The sequence below is a fragment of the Mobiluncus mulieris ATCC 35243 genome, from assembly GCF_000160615.1.
Taxonomy (GTDB): Bacteria; Actinomycetota; Actinomycetes; order Actinomycetales; family Actinomycetaceae; genus Mobiluncus; species Mobiluncus mulieris.
Map to the genome: position 1 here is coordinate 419,521 of NZ_GG668519.1, position 16,166 is coordinate 435,686.

Annotated in this window: 22 protein-coding genes and 2 pseudogenes; 8 read left to right on the forward strand and 16 right to left on the reverse strand. The window is 53.8% G+C overall.

The genetic code is table 11. The features are described from left to right. Positions 1–189: 189 nt before the first annotated feature. Both HMPREF0577_RS06840 and HMPREF0577_RS06845 read left to right on the forward strand, forming a co-directional pair. Positions 190–489, forward strand: a complete 300-nt coding sequence (locus tag HMPREF0577_RS06840; RefSeq protein ID WP_036342571.1) for a type II toxin-antitoxin system RelB/DinJ family antitoxin — start codon at positions 190–192, stop codon at positions 487–489. After that, the gene (locus tag HMPREF0577_RS06845; RefSeq protein ID WP_004013059.1) at positions 486–791 is read left to right on the forward strand and encodes a type II toxin-antitoxin system RelE/ParE family toxin; all 306 of its coding nucleotides are present in this window, start codon (positions 486–488) and stop codon (positions 789–791) included. The genes HMPREF0577_RS06840 and HMPREF0577_RS06845 overlap by 4 nt, the downstream gene beginning before the upstream one ends. Before the next feature lie 134 nt (positions 792–925). Here the strand turns inward: HMPREF0577_RS06845 and HMPREF0577_RS11060 are convergent, their stop codons facing one another. The 3 genes from HMPREF0577_RS11060 to HMPREF0577_RS06855 all read right to left on the reverse strand — a co-directional run bounded on the left by HMPREF0577_RS11060 (position 926) and on the right by HMPREF0577_RS06855 (position 2,579). Then, positions 926–1,030, reverse strand: coding sequence for a plasmid mobilization protein (locus tag HMPREF0577_RS11060; protein ID WP_244854428.1), 105 nt, complete (start codon positions 1,028–1,030; stop codon positions 926–928). A 62-nt stretch (positions 1,031–1,092) separates the two neighbouring features. After that, the gene (locus tag HMPREF0577_RS06850; RefSeq protein WP_004013060.1) at positions 1,093–1,821 is read right to left on the reverse strand and encodes an ABC transporter permease; all 729 of its coding nucleotides are present in this window, start codon (positions 1,819–1,821) and stop codon (positions 1,093–1,095) included. Beyond that, positions 1,818–2,579 carry an ABC transporter ATP-binding protein gene (locus HMPREF0577_RS06855; RefSeq protein WP_004013061.1) on the reverse strand — a complete coding sequence of 254 codons (762 nt, stop codon included), beginning with the start codon at positions 2,577–2,579 and terminating at the stop codon, positions 1,818–1,820. Before HMPREF0577_RS06855 ends, HMPREF0577_RS06850 begins: the two co-directional genes overlap by 4 nt. 248 nt (positions 2,580–2,827) lie before the next feature. On the opposite strand from HMPREF0577_RS06855, the gene HMPREF0577_RS06860 reads away from it, so the two are divergent. Further along, positions 2,828–3,340, forward strand: coding sequence for a TetR/AcrR family transcriptional regulator (locus HMPREF0577_RS06860; RefSeq protein WP_112664841.1), 513 nt, complete (start codon positions 2,828–2,830; stop codon positions 3,338–3,340). Positions 3,341–3,688: 348 nt separating this feature from the next. On the opposite strand, the gene HMPREF0577_RS06865 is transcribed toward HMPREF0577_RS06860, so the two are convergent. The 5 genes from HMPREF0577_RS06865 to HMPREF0577_RS06885 form a co-directional block, all read right to left on the reverse strand. Continuing rightward, positions 3,689–3,946 carry a hypothetical protein gene (locus HMPREF0577_RS06865; protein WP_004017191.1) on the reverse strand — a complete coding sequence of 86 codons (258 nt, stop codon included), beginning with the start codon at positions 3,944–3,946 and terminating at the stop codon, positions 3,689–3,691. 67 nt (positions 3,947–4,013) lie between these two features. Then, positions 4,014–4,235 carry a type II toxin-antitoxin system YafQ family toxin gene (locus tag HMPREF0577_RS06870; protein WP_211580156.1) on the reverse strand — a complete coding sequence of 74 codons (222 nt, stop codon included), beginning with the start codon at positions 4,233–4,235 and terminating at the stop codon, positions 4,014–4,016. Positions 4,236–4,284: 49 nt separating this feature from the next. Next, complete coding sequence (locus HMPREF0577_RS06875) at positions 4,285–4,560, reverse strand: type II toxin-antitoxin system RelB/DinJ family antitoxin (RefSeq protein ID WP_004013066.1); 276 nt, start codon at positions 4,558–4,560, stop codon at positions 4,285–4,287. A gap of 216 nt (positions 4,561–4,776) precedes the next feature. Then, positions 4,777–5,139: a type II toxin-antitoxin system VapC family toxin gene (locus HMPREF0577_RS06880; protein WP_004013067.1), complete on the reverse strand. Its 363-nt coding sequence runs from the start codon at positions 5,137–5,139 to the stop codon at positions 4,777–4,779. Then, positions 5,139–5,381, reverse strand: coding sequence for an AbrB/MazE/SpoVT family DNA-binding domain-containing protein (locus HMPREF0577_RS06885; protein WP_231282768.1), 243 nt, complete (start codon positions 5,379–5,381; stop codon positions 5,139–5,141). Before HMPREF0577_RS06885 ends, HMPREF0577_RS06880 begins: the two co-directional genes overlap by 1 nt. A 94-nt stretch (positions 5,382–5,475) precedes the next feature. Between HMPREF0577_RS06885 and HMPREF0577_RS11070 the strand changes: the two genes are divergently transcribed. Then, positions 5,476–6,042, forward strand: coding sequence for a hypothetical protein (locus HMPREF0577_RS11070; RefSeq protein WP_004013069.1), 567 nt, complete (start codon positions 5,476–5,478; stop codon positions 6,040–6,042). Positions 6,043–6,308: 266 nt separating this feature from the next. On the opposite strand, the gene HMPREF0577_RS06895 is transcribed toward HMPREF0577_RS11070, so the two are convergent. The 4 genes and pseudogenes from HMPREF0577_RS06895 to HMPREF0577_RS06910 all read right to left on the reverse strand — a co-directional run bounded on the left by HMPREF0577_RS06895 (position 6,309) and on the right by HMPREF0577_RS06910 (position 8,219). Further along, positions 6,309–6,836 (reverse strand): DUF7010 family protein, encoded by a 528-nt coding sequence (locus HMPREF0577_RS06895; RefSeq protein WP_004013070.1) that lies wholly within the window; start codon positions 6,834–6,836, stop codon positions 6,309–6,311. Between the two features lie 18 nt (positions 6,837–6,854). Further along, a complete protein-coding gene (locus HMPREF0577_RS11075; protein ID WP_004013071.1) occupies positions 6,855–7,286 on the reverse strand; it encodes an acyl-CoA thioester hydrolase/BAAT C-terminal domain-containing protein in 432 nt (143 codons plus the stop codon). Between the two features lie 277 nt (positions 7,287–7,563). After that, positions 7,564–7,749, reverse strand: a pseudogene (locus tag HMPREF0577_RS11080) (IS3 family transposase); the annotation flags it as partial. 50 nt (positions 7,750–7,799) lie between these two features. Further along, a complete protein-coding gene (locus tag HMPREF0577_RS06910; protein ID WP_004013074.1) occupies positions 7,800–8,219 on the reverse strand; it encodes a TetR/AcrR family transcriptional regulator in 420 nt (139 codons plus the stop codon). 91 nt (positions 8,220–8,310) lie between these two features. Between HMPREF0577_RS06910 and HMPREF0577_RS06915 the strand changes: the two genes are divergently transcribed. Next, positions 8,311–9,540, forward strand: a complete 1,230-nt coding sequence (locus HMPREF0577_RS06915; protein WP_004013075.1) for an MFS transporter — start codon at positions 8,311–8,313, stop codon at positions 9,538–9,540. Here the strand turns inward: HMPREF0577_RS06915 and HMPREF0577_RS06920 are convergent, their stop codons facing one another. Next, a complete protein-coding gene (locus HMPREF0577_RS06920; protein ID WP_004013076.1) occupies positions 9,541–10,113 on the reverse strand; it encodes a terminase in 573 nt (190 codons plus the stop codon). It abuts the gene before it with no gap. A 194-nt stretch (positions 10,114–10,307) separates the two neighbouring features. Here HMPREF0577_RS06920 and HMPREF0577_RS06925 point away from each other — a divergent pair, with 194 nt between their 5' ends. Continuing rightward, positions 10,308–10,565, forward strand: coding sequence for a hypothetical protein (locus HMPREF0577_RS06925; RefSeq protein WP_004013078.1), 258 nt, complete (start codon positions 10,308–10,310; stop codon positions 10,563–10,565). 223 nt (positions 10,566–10,788) lie between these two features. Beyond that, positions 10,789–10,914 carry a hypothetical protein gene (locus tag HMPREF0577_RS06930; RefSeq protein WP_004013079.1) on the forward strand — a complete coding sequence of 42 codons (126 nt, stop codon included), beginning with the start codon at positions 10,789–10,791 and terminating at the stop codon, positions 10,912–10,914. On the opposite strand, the gene HMPREF0577_RS06935 is transcribed toward HMPREF0577_RS06930, so the two are convergent. From HMPREF0577_RS06935 to glmM, 3 genes and pseudogenes are all read right to left on the reverse strand, one after another. Then, positions 10,911–11,288 carry an HNH endonuclease gene (locus HMPREF0577_RS06935; protein ID WP_036342577.1) on the reverse strand — a complete coding sequence of 126 codons (378 nt, stop codon included), beginning with the start codon at positions 11,286–11,288 and terminating at the stop codon, positions 10,911–10,913. The two genes, HMPREF0577_RS06930 and HMPREF0577_RS06935, sit on opposite strands and share 4 nt — an antisense overlap. 198 nt (positions 11,289–11,486) lie before the next feature. Beyond that, a pseudogene (locus tag HMPREF0577_RS06940) lies at positions 11,487–11,927 on the reverse strand (transposase); the annotation flags it as partial. Between the two features lie 605 nt (positions 11,928–12,532). Beyond that, positions 12,533–13,987 (reverse strand): phosphoglucosamine mutase, encoded by a 1,455-nt coding sequence (glmM, locus tag HMPREF0577_RS06945; RefSeq protein WP_004013082.1) that lies wholly within the window; start codon positions 13,985–13,987, stop codon positions 12,533–12,535. A gap of 220 nt (positions 13,988–14,207) precedes the next feature. On the opposite strand from glmM, the gene ptsP reads away from it, so the two are divergent. Next, positions 14,208–15,878 carry a phosphoenolpyruvate--protein phosphotransferase gene (gene ptsP / locus HMPREF0577_RS06950; RefSeq protein ID WP_036342580.1) on the forward strand — a complete coding sequence of 557 codons (1,671 nt, stop codon included), beginning with the start codon at positions 14,208–14,210 and terminating at the stop codon, positions 15,876–15,878. Positions 15,879–16,166: the final 288 nt, after the last annotated feature.

Below are 16,166 nucleotides of genomic sequence, written 5' to 3' on the forward strand. Positions count from 1 at the left end.
ACTTCAGAATTTTGGCAGCAATTGGTTTAGATAAGCTTTACTACGCCACGTTCACCGATGAAGCGTCCCGCAGCACTAGCTAGACCCTTGCCCCCACCCCACGCCCTTGTGCACTGCCTATTTACCGATATGTCAATCAGGCGTACAATGGATATACAATGTACCACTTATGGACAAGGAGTGATGGGTATGGCAACTCCCGCAGCAGCCCGGATTAACTTCCGCACCGATGCGCAGACCAAGCAATCTGCCGAGGAACTCTTTGACGCCCTGGGGCTTGATATGTCCACGGCGCTCAATATGTTCTTAAAGCAAGCGGTGCGTGAACAAGCACTTCCCATCCGCCCCGCCCTCGCCTACATTCCTAATGCGCAAACCGCTCGTGCCATCGAGGATGCCCAGAAGGTGATTGACGGCGAGAAACCCGAAACCGGGGCAGTCTTTGACGATGCCCACCAGGCGGCGCAATTCCTGGACAACCTCTCATGAAAATTATCTTTGACAGCCAGTTTCAAACGGATTTTAAGCAGGTTGTACGGCATTATCCACACATTAAAGATGAGATGCGCGAGCTAATTTACGCTATCGAGGAACTCGGAGAAGTGCCGCCGACTTACGACCCGCATCTACTGACGCACACACGCGGAACCTACACCGGCTACTGGGGTTTACATCTACAAGAAGGCGCATTTGATGTAATTGTGGTCTATCACCAGCGACAAAAGACCCAGATAATCAGGTTCATTCGCATCGGCTCTCACAAGGAACTTTTCCAAGGGAAAGAACTATAAGCATTTTCTCGCAATAACGTAATCTCTTTGACGATAAAGTGGAAAAATTCTAATGGTTTGCCCCCGGCGCTAGCCACCCTCGCCGTCGCGCTGCTTTTTGGCGTGTTTGCGAGCAGTTTTCCAAATATTGAGGCTCACGCCAAGGCTGCCTCGCGAATCAGAGACGAACGAGTCACCTGCCTGGCTTCGGCGCGGGCATCAAGCCTCGCCAGTTCTTCGGGTGTGAATCGAACCGCCACCACCAGACTCGGGGCTTCACCGCGCCCGGGACGTCCCCGCCCCGGCTACTTCACCGTTCGCTTCATCGTGAGAGAAGCGAGAAAAAGAACGGCAAGCGAGACCACAAAGAGCCCTCCCAGGCGAATCCATTCCCCCCAGGCGAGAGTGTCGTCTTCAATGACGGTATATTTACCACGTCAGCAGCCCAGGTCATCGGCAAGCACCGGGCAATCACCTCCAACACATCGGGCATGGAGTCCACGGGGGCAAACAGTCCGCAGAGCAACAGTTGCGGACCGATGAAAACCGGCATGAACTGCACTGCCTGGAACTCGGTGGTGGCAAAAGAGCTCGCCAACAGCCCGAACGACACGCCAAGCAGAGCATCACCCACCGCTACCAGGAGCAACGTCCACCAGCTGCCTTCAATCTCCACCCCGAACACCCCGAGAATCAACACCTCGAGAATAACCGCTTGCGCCAACGCCAGCAGCGAAAATACCAGCGCATACGAGCCTATTAGATTCCACCTGCTCACCGGCGTGGTCAGCAATCGTTCCAAAGTACCCATGGTGCGTTCCCGCAGCATCACCACCGAAGTGATGATGAACATCATCAACATGGGAAGCACTGCGAGCATAATCGACCCAATCCGATCAAACGGTGCTGGCGCTCCCGGGGGCACTTGAACATCGACAAACACGAAATATAGCAACGTCAAGAGGAGTGCGGGTACGACCAGCACAAGCGCGACAGTGCGCGGGTCATGACGCAACTGGGCGTTAATCCTCGAAACGGTAGCGAGTTTCATCGGTTTGCCTCCTCGTGGTCTTGCTGTTTCACCAGCGCCAAGAAGGCGTCCTCCGCGTTGGTTGTTCGGGTTCGTTCTTGCAGGTGAGCAATAGGTTCGTGGGCGAGGAACTCCCCATCGCGCATCAGCAACACGCTGTCGCAATGCCGCGCTTCGTCCATCACGTGGCTCGAAACCAGCAAGGTCACCCCGCGATTGGCAAGATTGCGAAACGTGGTCCACAGGGATTCACGAGTGAGCGGATCGAGACCAACAGTCGGCTCGTCCAAAACTAACAGCTGCGGCTTGCCCACCAGTGCGCATGCCAGGGAAGTGCGCGAGGCCTGACCGCCCGAAAGCGTGGACACCAGCTGGTTGCGTTGCTCGTCAAGCCCCACCGTTTCGATAGCCTCTGCCACGCTGGAGCTACCCGCCCCCGCCAGCCGGGCGAAATACGTGACGTTATCGGCTACCGAGATATCCGGATAAATCGAGAGATTTTGACTCGTATAGGAAACCAGACGGCGCAGCCTAGGGGTGCCGGCAGGCCCGCCCAGCACCCTTACGCTGCCCGAAGTGATGCGCTGAGCGCCTACAACCGTGCGAATCAACGTCGTTTTGCCGCACCCTGACGAGCCGAGCAGCCCCGTAATCGACCCGGTGGGCAGCTCACAAGAGATGCCGTGCAAGATTTCTTTGCGCGCCTTACCTTTGCCGCGGGTAACCACTAGGTCATCCACGACCACGGCTGGCTCGACAGGTGTTTCGCTGATTTTCATCGCTGTCCTCCCCGGATTTGGCGCGTAGCTAGTGCGCGCACTACGCCATGCACACGGAAGTTTTCAAGTTCAGCGAGTGTGGCTCTGAGCGACACCAAAACCTCCATTGCAGATACGGAACGTTTCTTACTAATCATAACAGATTTAGAAACGATGCGTATCTATGTAGAAAAATCATCTACAATCGAGGTACGCAATCCAAACGCCGCACCGGAGAGGAACTGCTTGACGCGCTAGCCGCAGCAATCATGACAGAACTTACCGAACACGGTTACCAAAACCTCACCTTCGAGGGAGTGGCACGCCGCGCGAAAACCAGCAAACCCGTCCTCTATCGGCGATTCACTACACGGTCGGAAATGGTGACATTTGCAGCAGTTCGCACCGCACCCGCCTTTCTGACCGAATTACAGGATTCTACATCGCTGCGCAAAGACTTCCAAAATCTAGTCAACGTTTTACAGCGCTGGATGGAACATATTGAAATCGTCACCGTGCTGGGCGTTCTTTCGGAGGCAAGCCCGCAACAACGTGAGCATTTCTCTGCCGTAACAGTTCACCCCGGATTTGTAGCCGTCACTCGTCTCTATCGGGCAGCAATAGCGCGCGGCGAACTGAGCGAAGCGGTGTTGGATCCGTTTTACATTCGATTCCCGATGCTGTTGCTGCTGGCGGACATCCTGACGCGCGGCAAAGTCGACAAAACCGAGTTGATGAAACTGGTAGACCGCGTCATCATCCCCCGGCTCACAACTCTTTGACTGTACCCAGCGGCACCTCACCAGGATAACCGGGGGCAAACCGAGCGGCGCTCTCCTCCCCTTATGCACTGCAACAAGCAAGAATGTCCCGAGCTACATGAACATCGCCATGTAGAGGGGGAGGTGGAGGATACCGTCCTTTTCCATCAGGTCTTTAGTGTAGAGGATATAGCTCTGACCCAGTTTGGTGCGGAATTTGCTTCGGAATTTATCGAAAGAAGTGTGCCGTTGATAGCGTCCCGACTTGACCTCGATCGGGCAGATTTTTGCCGCAGATCCACCGTCATTTTCCGCGCCTCACCTTCCTAAGCCACCCGTAGTAAACACGAAATGACACTTAGACTCAGCTCAAATATACACGAAATGACACTTAGCGCCTGAGCTCCACAGTTTTTGTTCGCCAGTCAGCCTAGGATTCTTCACTGCCAAAGAGTAATCGTCGAACCCCAGGACAGAACCACTCCCAACTTCACCCAGGCGGAACAGGTTCTCGATGCCTTTTTCCTCTTGTAACCCAGTAATCTCGGACACCACCTTGCGCAGTAACTCCGTGTAGGCTCCCATCTTGGTGCCGTCAGCAGTTTGCTGATTGAATTTACGACACAAGCCGAATGGCACCTCATGAAGCCAACGGAATACGCCACACCGCACTTAGCGGCACACGGGCGATTCCTTACAGCAAGTCCGAATGTGTCCCGGTTCGAGCCAGGGTTAGTACCAGCGTTCGGTTATTCACCGCGTAAATCAGCAGCCAATTCGGTCGGATATGACATTCCCGGTGTCCCAACCAGTTTCCAACCAATGCGTGATCCCGATATTTTTCGGGCAATTCCTCGCCCTCGGCAAGCAAGCGGATAACCTCATCGAGCTCTTCCATCGGTTGCCCGCGTCGCATCGCATTTTGTAGTCCTTTTTGAACCGCGCGGTCCACCGGATTTCAAGGCTCATTTTTTGAGCTCGGCCAAGGCTTGTTCCACATCCGTGTACCCCTTAGCGGTCGGGTCGTTCAACAAACGTTGCGATTCCACCAGCGCCTGCCACGTTTCCCGGTTAGGGCCAGCCTTCTTGACTTCGAATGGTAACCCGCCCGCCTGGATGGCCTGGCGCAAAAACACGTTAATTGCCGTAGTCAAGGTCATCCCCAAATCCTGAAACAACTGCTCGCTTTGAGCCTTTACCTGGGAATCCAAACGCACCGAAAAACTAGTAGTCGCCATCATACACCTCCGCACCAAATGTAGCGCATAAACCACCTTTAATCAATGCGCTGCACCGCAAATGCCACGCAAATAGCCGACAATATCGCCATTACCGCCATATATCGATTCGATATTTAAAAGTCCGGATTCAAGTTCGAAGCCCAACCCCGCTACCAAATAGAGCCGTAAATCCCGGATGGCACCTCATGCAGCCGAGGCGAACAAGGGAGGACGCGGCTAGCGGATTTGCTCGATTCCTGTGGCATTACCCCAGGCTTTATCGGCGGTCAAAACCGTCGCATCCAGGCGCTGGCCCAAGGCCAGACAGAGTCGATCCCCCAAGGAAAGACCACTACCCGGATGCCACAAGCGCGCGGCCTGTTCGGCATCAGCCTTGGTTACCTCACGGATTTGCACCCCATAGGAAAACAACAAACTGGTAGCCAAAGACACATCCACACCCCGAGACAAGAGCTTCTGAATCACCTCAGACCAATTCGCCGCACCCACCACACCCTGGGGCAACGCCTCTTCGACCCGCTCGCAACCAGGCTCCCCTTGCAGGAACGCCAACAAAGCCGAAGCATCCAAAACAAACACTAGGAAGCCTCTTTCCCGGCAATCTCCCGACGCTCCGCGAGAAGCTCCGCAACCAGGCTCCCCGCACCAATTTGCCGCTTCACCAGCTCCTTGGCCTGGCTCCGAGTCATCGCCAACACCCCGTAAGGAGTTTCCAGCAGCAACAACTGGGTGCCCTGGCGCCAATCCTGACTACGACGCAAAACAGAGGGAACTACCAAACGCCCCCTATCTCCCACAACAGTCGCATACGTGGTATCCATCCCGCCAGCGTACCACATTTAGCGTATCGACGAAGCCCGACCCAGATTCAAGCTCGATGCCCATAAAGCCCTGTGGGGACTAGCACAAAACCTAGTGAAAATCACGACCCTCGACCAGGCCGATGAATGTATAGGCCAACTCCAGGAATTCCACAACATTTATGGGAAATGGCTCGGAGAGAAAACCTACCGCAGCGAGGTTCTCCCCGATAACGTACCCACTTGGGTTAGACCTTCCCAGGAGTGGTGGTACACCCACCAAAACGCCCGTAAAGCCTATAGCCTCCTGGCAACCCAAACCAGGAAAGGCACCCTGTTCGCCTTCCTAAACCCTAGCCTGCAAGCCCAAGCCACCTCGCCGCTGCCATCGACTACGAACGCGCTGGAAGGCGGCATAAACACGCAAATCAAAGCGCTAATCCGTAACCATCGGGGTCTGTCCGAAGACCACATGAGACGCGCCGTCGAGTGGTGGTGCTACCTACACAGTGAAAATCCCGTTATCCCGCACCTGCTCATCAAGCCTGAACACCTAAAACCCCAGGCCAAACCACAAACCAGAGAACCTAAACCAGGACCCGCACTATGGGATGTCGGCATCAACCTCACCCAAACCGACTACCACCCCGACATCTCCATCCGCAAAGGAACCATACGATAACAACACGCCCGATAAAAACACATAATTCGGGCATTAACCCCCATATTCACTCCATCCACCATAACGATCGACCGGATCTGCACCATGTCTCATTAAATAAATCATTTTAAAAAATCTGACTCCATCTTTTACATTCTTGTCTTCTTTTAAGTTGTCAACATATTTACCTGCATGTTTAATGTCCTTGCTTGTCCAGCTAGCCAGAAAACATGATTAATTAGTTTCCTTCTTACAACCTACAGCAATAAAAAATTCCATTTACTTATCTATATACCATTCAGTTCATTTCGCAAAATAAAGACAAAGGCAATTTCGGCAGCTGCAGCTGTTCCTGCAACAACAAATCCGCCAAAAAGATTTCCTAAAACAAGCGATAAAACAGGAATGATAATTGCGAAAACCTGGTAGACTTTTGATTTGTACAGCCATGAATACGGCAGTAAATGTGCGCCAAAGACCATTGCATACACCATAATCATTTTATCAGGTACGGCGTTAAACACCCATATTACAATGAGAAGATATAAAATCTGATTCATTGTAAATAAAAACCCTAAATTTCCCAACTCGTTGTCCTTTGAAAATATATCCACGCCAATTTTCTTCCCTATCAGCCATGACAGCGGAAGCATAGGCGTTGAACAACAAAACACCAAGATATTTTTCATCGCAATATTTATATCCAATGCTGCGACAACCGTAATCAATAACCATATTACGACGGACGTAAGAATAAACGGCAGACCTTTTTTCTGCTTTATGATGATATCATTCCTCAATTCATCTAAACTCATTGATTTCTCCTTCAAATGCTAATTTACACAATCTGATATTTCCCGTCGTGGCAGTGTAAAGGGACTACGGTAATCAATCCAAAACATAAGTGTTTCAAGTATCAAGGTTTGAGACTCCGCTTTAGCCTTCTGATTTTCTTCTTCCTCTCCACCGAATTCAATGATCGTTGCTTCGGCATCAACGTATTTCAAGCCTTGTAAAGTATGTCCCGCACCGGGATAACTTTGAATCACAATATTTTCAGGTCGTTGGTCTTTAATTGATAGTGCCATATTATGGCTATCCCATAATTGATCGGCTTCACCTGCCAGCAATAGAATATTCGCTTTCGTATTTGCTACTGGAATTGTTTTTGATGGAAGATCTTTCGCTTTCCGAACTGCTTCGCTATACATAGCCTTATAGGAAATCGGGGATTTAATAAGCAAGGGTATCGTCATGTCTTTCATGAAGCTGATAAAAGATGCCTTTTTGACACTGTTAAATAGAATCGGGGGAATCTTCTTTTATTTTAACATATTAAAGACAATTGTTTTGCCGATACCGGTAATCCTGCAAATCAATGCCGCCGCAAGCCCGCTGCTGTTAAGAAGTTCGATGACCTCATTTCTCTCTTAGCTACCAAAACATCTTATTGTCCACACCCCACTCCTCTCCTAACCCTGTCTACATAGAGTTTATCATCGTAAATTGGGGTTGACCGCAAGTTGTTGACAGGTTGGTTGTTTAGGCTGCCTGTTTCCAGGCGGTCTGACTCATCTTGAGTTCGTATTCCACGGGTGGCATCATGCCGATACTGGAATACAGCCGTTTACGGTTGTAAAACCCTTCAATCCAGCTTGAAACCCCTTCGTAGACCTCCTCTCTTGTCCTGAAAGCATGCCGGTAGTAGTACTCGATTTTCAATGTTGACCAAAACGACTGAGCTTGTCAAGTTTTATGTGTAAGTGGGGTTTGGTTTGTTAGTTTGTTTCGAATCTTTCAGGGTAGTGTAGGGATAGTTCTTGTAGTCTGGCCCAGGCTCCATCGATCATCGGCAAAAACTGTTCGTTGAACTTGCCCCGCGCGAACCTATCGGTAATCCCTGGATATGCTAACAATGCGGGGCGTAGATTGTGAGCCATAGCTCGAAACCAGGCTTTCCATTCAAGGTCCGGGTCGGGAACTTCAATCCCGACACATACCCGGTCTACAACAGCATCACAAATGGCTTCCTTGTTTGGAAAATAATGATAAATCACTGAGGGAACCACGCCCAGTTCACGGGCAATGTCCCGTACTGACCATCCCTCAACGCCACTGATCGCGCTTAACTGTACAGCTTGTTTGACAATCAGCTCGCGTGATAGCCCAGCCCTTCGCCCCGTTAGCACAGTGTTCATAAGGTGACCCTAACTTATCCCTTGACCCTTACTAGAACACTATTCTACAATATCCCTAAGTGAAACAGTGTTCTAGTAATGGAGTGTAGTGATGCCTGACCCTCGTAGTAATAAGCCGGCACAGAGTTCTATTGATCCAGGAGCGCAAGCGAACCTGGTAGTGGGAATCGTTTTTCTCGCCTTTATGGGGCAAATGATTCTCAATCCGATCATCGCGCCACTGTCACGACAGATGGGATTGCGGGAATGGCATATTGGCGCCACTATCTCTTTGGCAGCGATTGTACTAGCGGGCTTGAGTGCTTATTGGGGGCGAGCTTCCCAACGTATCGGCGCTAAACGTGTACTCGCTGCCGGGCTTGTGATCGCAATCATCGCTTTGAGCGCCTTCGGTATTGTCTCCTACCTGGGGATGAACCAGGTAGTTGGCGGTGTCGGACTAGTTTTTGGTGTTGTGATCACTCGTGGTTTGCTCTATGGTGGTGGGATTTCAGCGATCGCCCCGACCGCGCAAGCCCACCTGGTCACGCATACTGCCAGCGAGAACGGGCGGGTAAAAGCACTAGGCATGATTGGAGCGGCTCAAGGGATGGCCTCCATTGTTGGAGGTGTTACTGGAGGTGTGTTAGCCGCTGCTGGTGGCCTGCTCTTGCCCTTGGTGGTCATGCCCGTTGTGATGGTGATTGGTCTGGTTGTTCTCTTGGTGAGTTTCGCACCTCAAAGACAAGGGCAACTTTTTGCAAAGCCTCAACGGATTCGCTTCACTGATCCGCGTGTAGCTCCCTGGCTAGCAACTGGTCTGGTGATGTTTCTTGTGTTTTCTTCTGTTGCTACGATTTTTGGATTCACTGTCCAAGACCGCTTCGCCCTGTCGGCAACTGCGACCGCAGGTATTTCCGCGATTTACCTGACCATCATGGGCGTGACCATGATCATTGCCCAAGCGGTGATTGCTCCAAAGACAGGGTGGGGAGCAGCGAAGCTTTTACGTACTGGTCTGACCATTACACTAGTTGCAACTGTGCTCATTTGGCCTACCTCCTCGCACGCTTTACTGGTTGTCGGGTGTATCGTGCTGGGGGTAGGTATGGGACTGGCGATGCCCGGGTACAACACTGGCCCAACCTTGAAGATGAGTGCAGATGAGCAAGGCGCAGTGGCTGGCATCATCAACGCTAATAATGGGTTGGCGTACGCGATTGCCCCGCTGGCTTCGACCGCCCTTTACGGGTGGAACTCGCTGGCACCCTTCACCGTCTGTATCGCCTTGATTGCAGTGGTCGTCATCTACGCCCACACCGCACCCGCACTACGCCAATAACTATGAGCGTGCCTGAAGTAGCCGTTCCATCACGTTATCCGCAGGAGTCGGCCCCGAGTAGTCCACCAGCGAGTTGGCTTTGACCACATCGAAAATCTCGTACCAGAGCGTATTCGCCTGCTTGCTAAACGACTGAGACATGGCCACGAATAGGGATGCGATAGCCGCCCCCGTGGTCGGGTGCTTTCCGAGCAAACCGAACTTGGAGATTGCCTGCTCACACTGCACATAGCGGGCGAACGCCTGGGCGTAGGTCTCAATCAGACGCTTAGAAACAAACCTGGTACAGCCACGCTCATCAAGCCAGCGCCACGTCTCCCGATACACAATGTCGGCACCCAAGGGTTTACCATCACGCTGAATATCGCTTAAGTATTCAGAGGGTTCGGGCATCACTTCACCAGCAAGCACCGCCCCGTCACCAACATCTGCACCCTCAAAATCAAAAGGCGTCGCTAGCGGATCTTCCAGGCGAGTAGCAGGCAGACCCTTTGCGAGTTTCTCGTTGAGCGGGTCTGGTTTCGCGCCAGCCCTCACACGGCGCCCACCACGATTGGTTCCGTCTTTCGCCATGAAATCTCGCCTCCTTCCAGGCGGTTAGCCCGGTAATGGAGGGCTTGCGGGTTAATACCCTGTTTGATTCGGAAACTTCGTGCGCGGTTGGCCCCGCCCGCTGTCCAGTACCTCATCCCGTAGAGATTCGACCGCCCCTACCAAAACTGAGAGAATAGAAACCATCAATAATTAATCGTGGTGAAAGGTGCCTCATGGGTAAATGGTTCAATCAAGCAGCAGAAATCGATAAACTTCGCAGTGAAGTCCAACGTCAAGCAGCCGCTATCGAGCAGCTCCGTTCACAGCTCGCTGCCGCTGGCGTGCCAGCACAGGTTGACGCCTATGGCGTGACGGCTGAGGAACGCGAGCTAGTAGCGAACGGCCAACCCGTGGTAGCGATCAAGAAGTTTCGGGAACGCACCGGCGCTGACCTCGTCACCGCGAAACGAGCCATCGACTCCATCGCCTAAAACTCATAAACATCGCGCTTGGTAGACCTTCCGCTACGCCAGCGGTCACCGTCCAAAGCGGAGATCCGCGAGTGGCAGGGCTTCCATAATGCCATTAAATTATCGAAGTTGTGGTTTCCTCCGCGTGAGATTTGCCGTAAGCGCCGGACAAGAGCCAGGGAGACAACTTTGAGGTCGACGGAAGCTGTGGCGCAGGAGCAGGGTTTTCTGCAATAATTACGTCATGGAAGACAATCAAGACCTCGATAAGCCCCGCTCTTGGGCGTCCAGCAATCTTTGGGTGTTTATTAGTGCTGGCATCGGAGCCGTTCTAGGCCTGCTGGTCTACACCCAAGACTGGCTGGGCTAATACGAATACACCTGCGGGCCTTGCCGCCATCTGTCACCGTCCAGCACCGACTGCCTGGAGTGGCACGGTTTGCACAGGCTACGCAGGTTGGAAAAGTCGTGACTGCCGCCGTACTCGAGCGGCAGGATGTGGTGAACTTCGGCCACTGGGGTGGTCACTCCTTTGTCTAGACAGTCTTCGCACAAAATATGCTGGGAAATGTAAGCGGCGCGGATCTTACGCCAGCGCGCACCATAACGCTTGTTGATCTTCGGGTCGCGTTGAAACTTGCGGTAGTTCTTGTCCGCTTCCTTGGCGTGGAGCTGGCAGAACCTTTCGTGGGTTAGTTCGGGACAGCCGGGGGCTGAGCAGGGACGTTTGGGTTTGCGTGGCATTCCCGTTATCTCCGGGTTAATGCCCATTAATTGTGTTTTTAATTCGGTTTTTTGGTTGGTGTTATGCGGGAAAGTCGGTGTTGTTTAGCTTTTTTGGCTTAAATCGTGACCATGCTTGACATTCCGCTGATTTGTGCTATCGGGTGGTGTGTGCTTGGTAAGCTTGTCAAGTTTTATGTGTAAGTGGGGTTTGGTTTGTTAGTTTGTTTCGAATCTTTCGGGGTAGTGTAGGGATAGTTCTTGTAGTACTTGTGGCCAGCCTTGCACGGCTCGTCCTTCGACTAGTTTCCCTACTTGGGTTCTGTCTTTTCTGGGCTTGATGGATTCTTTAGCGCGTTGACGAGCGCGTTTATCTTCTATGTTACGTATAGCGAGCCATAGTAGTTTCACTGCTGCGGCATCGTTAGGGAAATGTCCCCGGTTTTTCGTGACTTTACGCAACTGGTAGTTCAAAGACTCTATCGAGTTCGTGGTGTATATCGCCTTCCTGGTAGCCGGACCAAACGCCAAGAACGGGATAAACCGTTCCCAGGCGTTTTCCCAGGTTTTCACCGACGCGGGATACTTCCGTCCCAGTTGCGAGTCTGCGAAGGCTTGTAGAGCCTCTAGAGCCGCTTCTTCGTTTACCGCCGTATAAATCTGAATGAAGCCGCCGCAGAAAATAATCACTCAGCAAATCGAATAAACCCAATTTACCGGAGGCTACTGCCAGTACAAGTTTTTCGCCGACCGCATTCTCGATGGATTGCTCTATCTGATAAATACTTTGCTTGTCAGGTTCCCTCTGGGCGCGTCGAAACAACGGCGTAAGAGCGGAAACCTCGTCATACGTCAGCGGTGTTTTGCCATAGTCTGGGGAGAAATTCATGAGCGTTTTGCAGCTAAAACGCTGTCAAGGAATCTTTGTGTTTCAGGCGCTAGCTTGAAGCCACTCGGAACACCACGACCCTCCAAACGTGCCGAAGCGAGAGTCTGGCTGCGCACAGCCTCCCTAATAGCTTTCCTAGTGATGTCTTTGCGCTTCATATAGCCAACTCCCTTCGTGAAACACTCCCAATTCTAACGACAGTGCCCTTTTCGGCCAGACACCGGCGCGCTTCAGATTGTTTGAGCATTAAAACAACAGCCTCTTACCGGGAAGAATCCACGAATACGCCCAAAATCCCGGATGGCACCTCATGAATCCGGGGCAACCGACCCACCCGTAACGCCCGGCAGCACCCCACCCGGCACTCTGCTCACGCCTAAAGCACCAACAAATCCTTTACCCGCTGGGCAATAACCGCCGCCTCCGCGTCGGACTGCTCCTGAGTGGGGGCTTCCACCATGACCCGCACCAGCGGCTCGGTGCCAGAAGGCCGCAGCAACACCCGTCCGCCACCACCCAAACGCGACTCGACCTCGGCCACAGTGGCCTGCAGCTGCGGGTCATCCACCCGCGTCTTGTCCACCCCCGGCACGTTTATCAAGGTTTGCGGTAGTTTTTGAATCTTTGCCACCAGCTCGCTTAGCGGCGCACTGGTAGCGGCAACCGTAGCCGCCACCTGCAGGGCGGTCAAAATCCCGTCCCCGGTGGTGGCGAAACGGGCGTTGATAACATGCCCGGATTGCTCCCCACCCAAAACATAGCCATGCGCCCGCATTTCTTCCAAAACATAGCGATCGCCCACCGCCGTGGTAGCGACATTAATCCCGGCCGCCTCCATCGCCAGGCGCAGCCCCAGATTGGACATAACCGTAACAACCAGGGTGTCGTGGGTCAAGATCCCCTGTTCTTTCATCTTTAACGCCAGCATCCCCATAATCTGGTCGCCGTCCACCAGGTTGCCAATCCCGTCTACCGCCAGGCACCGGTCGGCATCCCCGTCGAAGGCCACCCCGAAATCTGCCCCGGCCGCCACCACCATGGTTTGTAACTGCTCGGGATGGGTCGAGCCGCACTTTAGGTTGATATTGCGCCCATCGGGCGAAGCGTTAATAACCACCACGTCCGCCCCGGCTTCCCGCAAGGCCCGCGGCCCAATCTCGGAGGCCGCCCCGTTGGCGCAGTCCACCACGATGCGCAGTCCATGCAGGGACACCGGCACCGTGTTCACCAGGTGATTGACATAGGCGGTGTCTGCGGCCGCCCCGTTGGCGACCACATTACCAACCCCCGCCCCCAGGGGACGTTCCCAGTTTTGCCCTAGCATGGCCTGGATGCGGTCTTCCATCTCGTCAGGAAGCTTGTATCCGCCGCGCGCAAAAAACTTAATGCCGTTGTCTTGCATCGGGTTGTGCGAGGCGGAAATCACCACGCCCAGTTCGATATCTTGTGCCTCGGTCAGATAGGCCACGCCGGGGGTGGGAATCACCCCGACGCGCGTCACATCCATGCCGGCGCTCGACAGGCCAGCCGCCAGGGCATGATCGAGGAATTGCCCGGAAACTCGGGTATCGCGTCCGATAATAGCGCGAGGTTTGGCGGGTTCTTCGGGAATAAGCTGGGGGCGTTTAATGCCGGTGCGCGATTCCATCATCGCGGCTTCGCGTTGTTCTTTCAGCAGGTCACGTACGATGGGCATCTGGCCGGTGGCCATAATGCGTTCCTCTACCACCAAACGCGCGGCCGCCACTCCCAAATCTAGCGCCAATTCGGCGGTGATGTCTTCGTTCGCGAGCCCCCGCACCCCGTCGGTTCCGAATAAACGCTTGGTCATATTACCTCTGCCTCCCTGTGTTAACGGCTGAATACTGTCGCTTTTATTATTGCACTTCCCGCAGCACATTTACCCCCTCTCGCTGTCACTAAATCGCGGGGTGGAACTGGTCGCCGCCCGGCAACAGCAATCCGACCATCAGCCCTCATTAATACCCCTAGACCCCCCAAAAAGTGAGACACTGTTACCCGTAAGATTCATCTCTACGGGGAAGGTTATTATGTCCACCGAAAAAACCATCTACGGCACCCCGGTAGTAAACGGCCTGGCCTATGCGCCCGCCGCCTGGGTTTCCCGGTTCCAAATCCCGAAACTGGATGCAACCCCGCTGCCGGAATCCGAGCGCGAAACCGAGACCACGCGTTTCGACCAGGCCGCCGCCACAGTTTCCGCGCGGCTTGCGGCTCGCGCCAAGCAAGCTGTAGGCACCGCTTCGGACGTGTTGGCGGCACAATCCGAGCTCTCCGCCGACCCGGGATATCGCCAGATGGTGCACCAAGCCATCAAAGCGGGTACCCCGGCGGCGGTGGCTGCCTTGCAAACCACGGAAAAGTTTTGTGCCATGTTTGAAAAAGCCGGCGGGCTGATGGCAGAGCGCACTACTGACTTGCGCGATATTTGCACGCGGGTGGTAGCGGAGTTGCTGGGCGAGCCGGAACCGGGGGTGCCCCAGCTCCGCGAACCTTCCGTGCTGCTGGCCGACGATTTGGCTCCGGCTGATACCGCCGGGTTGAACCCCGAGATGATCTTGGCGCTGGTCACCGAACAGGGCGGCTCGACTTCACACACCTCGATTATCGCCCGGCAACTGGGAATTCCTTGTATCGTGGCGATGCGTGAACTCGGGTGTGTCCCGCCGGGTGAAAAGGTTTTCGTCGATGCTTCGTTGGGTTCGCTCACCCTGGGTGCTCCGGTTCATGAGGTGCTTCCCCGGGTCGAAGCTGATGTCCGTGCCCGCGAGGCCATTAGAAACTGGGCGGGTCCGGCCAGATTGGCCAGTGGCGAGGAGGTGGAGCTCTTGGCTAATGTCCAAGATGGAGCGGGGGCACAAAAGGCAGCCTCGGGATACGCCCAAGGAGTGGGGTTATTCCGCACGGAGCTGTGCTTTTTGGATTCCACTCATGAACCCACCCTCGACGAACAAGCCGCCGTTTACCGCGAAGTCCTCACGGCTTTCCCCAACCAGAAAGTCGTCACCCGCACCTTGGATTCCGGCTCGGACAAGCCGATTGCCTGGGCAACCTTGGAACAGGAACCCAACCCGGCGCTGGGGGTGCGAGGCTTGCGTACCACGGGTCTGAACCAGGGGCTGTTCACCCGGCAGCTCGACGCGATTGCTGCGGCTTCCAAACAGCATTCCGGGAAGAACTGGGTGATGGTGCCGATGGTCTCCACCCTGCCGGAAGTCAAGTGGGTGACGAAGCTGATTCGCGAACGCGGGCTGGTGGCCGGGATTATGGTGGAAGTCCCGGCGGCGGCGATTATGATTGACCATTTCTTGGAAGAAGTCGATTTCGTGTCGATTGGGACGAATGACTTGACCCAATATGTGATGGCGGCCGACCGGATGAATGCGAATCTGGCGACTTACACGGATTCGTGGCAGCCGGCAGTGTTGACGTTGATTGCGCGGGTTGCCCGGGTCGGTCAAGAGAAAGGCAAACCGGTGGGGGTGTGTGGCGAGGCCGCCGCCGACCCGGTTTTGGCCTGTGTTTTGACTGGGATGGGGGTGACTTCCCTGTCGATGGCGGCCACCGCTATCCCCGGGGTCGGTGCCCAGCTGGGCGCGGTCACTCTGGATCAGTGCCAGGCGGCGGCCGCCGCTGTGCTTCAAGCCGCCGATGCGGGCGATGCCCGCGCCCGTGCCCGCCGCGCTCTTGGGCTAAGGTAACGTTTAGGAATCATGAATTTTTTTGGAAAGAGTTTGGGTAATACTGCATTGTACATGGGTATGCGGTCCACATATCGGCATGTAAGAATAAATATTAGGTTTACCAGTTTGGTCAAATGAAGAGTAATAAGCTAATTCTAGTAAATCAAGATGAGGGCAGTTTTTTACACTTATAATGGGGGCATGACTAGAGTTATAACGAACATGGTTCCAAGCGTTTGGAATCGGTGGTTGCATGTTCACACTTAGATTTGGAGTATTAAGATAGACAGAAAATTGTGAATCTTC

Bases quoted from the DNA above. Each gene is read 5' to 3' on its own strand.
- HMPREF0577_RS06840 (WP_036342571.1), top strand. From the start codon at position 190: ATGGCAACTCCCGCAGCAGCCCGGATTAACTTCCGCACCGATGCGCAG.
- HMPREF0577_RS06845 (WP_004013059.1), top strand. From the start codon at position 486: ATGAAAATTATCTTTGACAGCCAGTTTCAAACGGATTTTAAGCAGGTT.
- HMPREF0577_RS06850 (WP_004013060.1), bottom strand. From the start codon at position 1,821: ATGAAACTCGCTACCGTTTCGAGGATTAACGCCCAGTTGCGTCATGAC.
- HMPREF0577_RS06855 (WP_004013061.1), bottom strand. From the start codon at position 2,579: ATGAAAATCAGCGAAACACCTGTCGAGCCAGCCGTGGTCGTGGATGAC.
- HMPREF0577_RS06860 (WP_112664841.1), top strand. From the start codon at position 2,828: ATGACAGAACTTACCGAACACGGTTACCAAAACCTCACCTTCGAGGGA.
- HMPREF0577_RS06870 (WP_211580156.1), bottom strand. From the start codon at position 4,235: ATGCGACGCGGGCAACCGATGGAAGAGCTCGATGAGGTTATCCGCTTG.
- HMPREF0577_RS06875 (WP_004013066.1), bottom strand. From the start codon at position 4,560: ATGATGGCGACTACTAGTTTTTCGGTGCGTTTGGATTCCCAGGTAAAG.
- HMPREF0577_RS06885 (WP_231282768.1), bottom strand. From the start codon at position 5,381: ATGGATACCACGTATGCGACTGTTGTGGGAGATAGGGGGCGTTTGGTA.
- HMPREF0577_RS06895 (WP_004013070.1), bottom strand. From the start codon at position 6,836: ATGAGTTTAGATGAATTGAGGAATGATATCATCATAAAGCAGAAAAAA.
- HMPREF0577_RS11075 (WP_004013071.1), bottom strand. From the start codon at position 7,286: ATGAAAGACATGACGATACCCTTGCTTATTAAATCCCCGATTTCCTAT.
- HMPREF0577_RS06910 (WP_004013074.1), bottom strand. From the start codon at position 8,219: ATGAACACTGTGCTAACGGGGCGAAGGGCTGGGCTATCACGCGAGCTG.
- HMPREF0577_RS06915 (WP_004013075.1), top strand. From the start codon at position 8,311: ATGCCTGACCCTCGTAGTAATAAGCCGGCACAGAGTTCTATTGATCCA.
- HMPREF0577_RS06920 (WP_004013076.1), bottom strand. From the start codon at position 10,113: ATGGCGAAAGACGGAACCAATCGTGGTGGGCGCCGTGTGAGGGCTGGC.
- HMPREF0577_RS06925 (WP_004013078.1), top strand. From the start codon at position 10,308: ATGGGTAAATGGTTCAATCAAGCAGCAGAAATCGATAAACTTCGCAGT.
- HMPREF0577_RS06930 (WP_004013079.1), top strand. From the start codon at position 10,789: ATGGAAGACAATCAAGACCTCGATAAGCCCCGCTCTTGGGCGTCCAGC.
- HMPREF0577_RS06935 (WP_036342577.1), bottom strand. From the start codon at position 11,288: ATGCCACGCAAACCCAAACGTCCCTGCTCAGCCCCCGGCTGTCCCGAA.
- glmM (WP_004013082.1), bottom strand. From the start codon at position 13,987: ATGACCAAGCGTTTATTCGGAACCGACGGGGTGCGGGGGCTCGCGAAC.
- ptsP (WP_036342580.1), top strand. From the start codon at position 14,208: ATGTCCACCGAAAAAACCATCTACGGCACCCCGGTAGTAAACGGCCTG.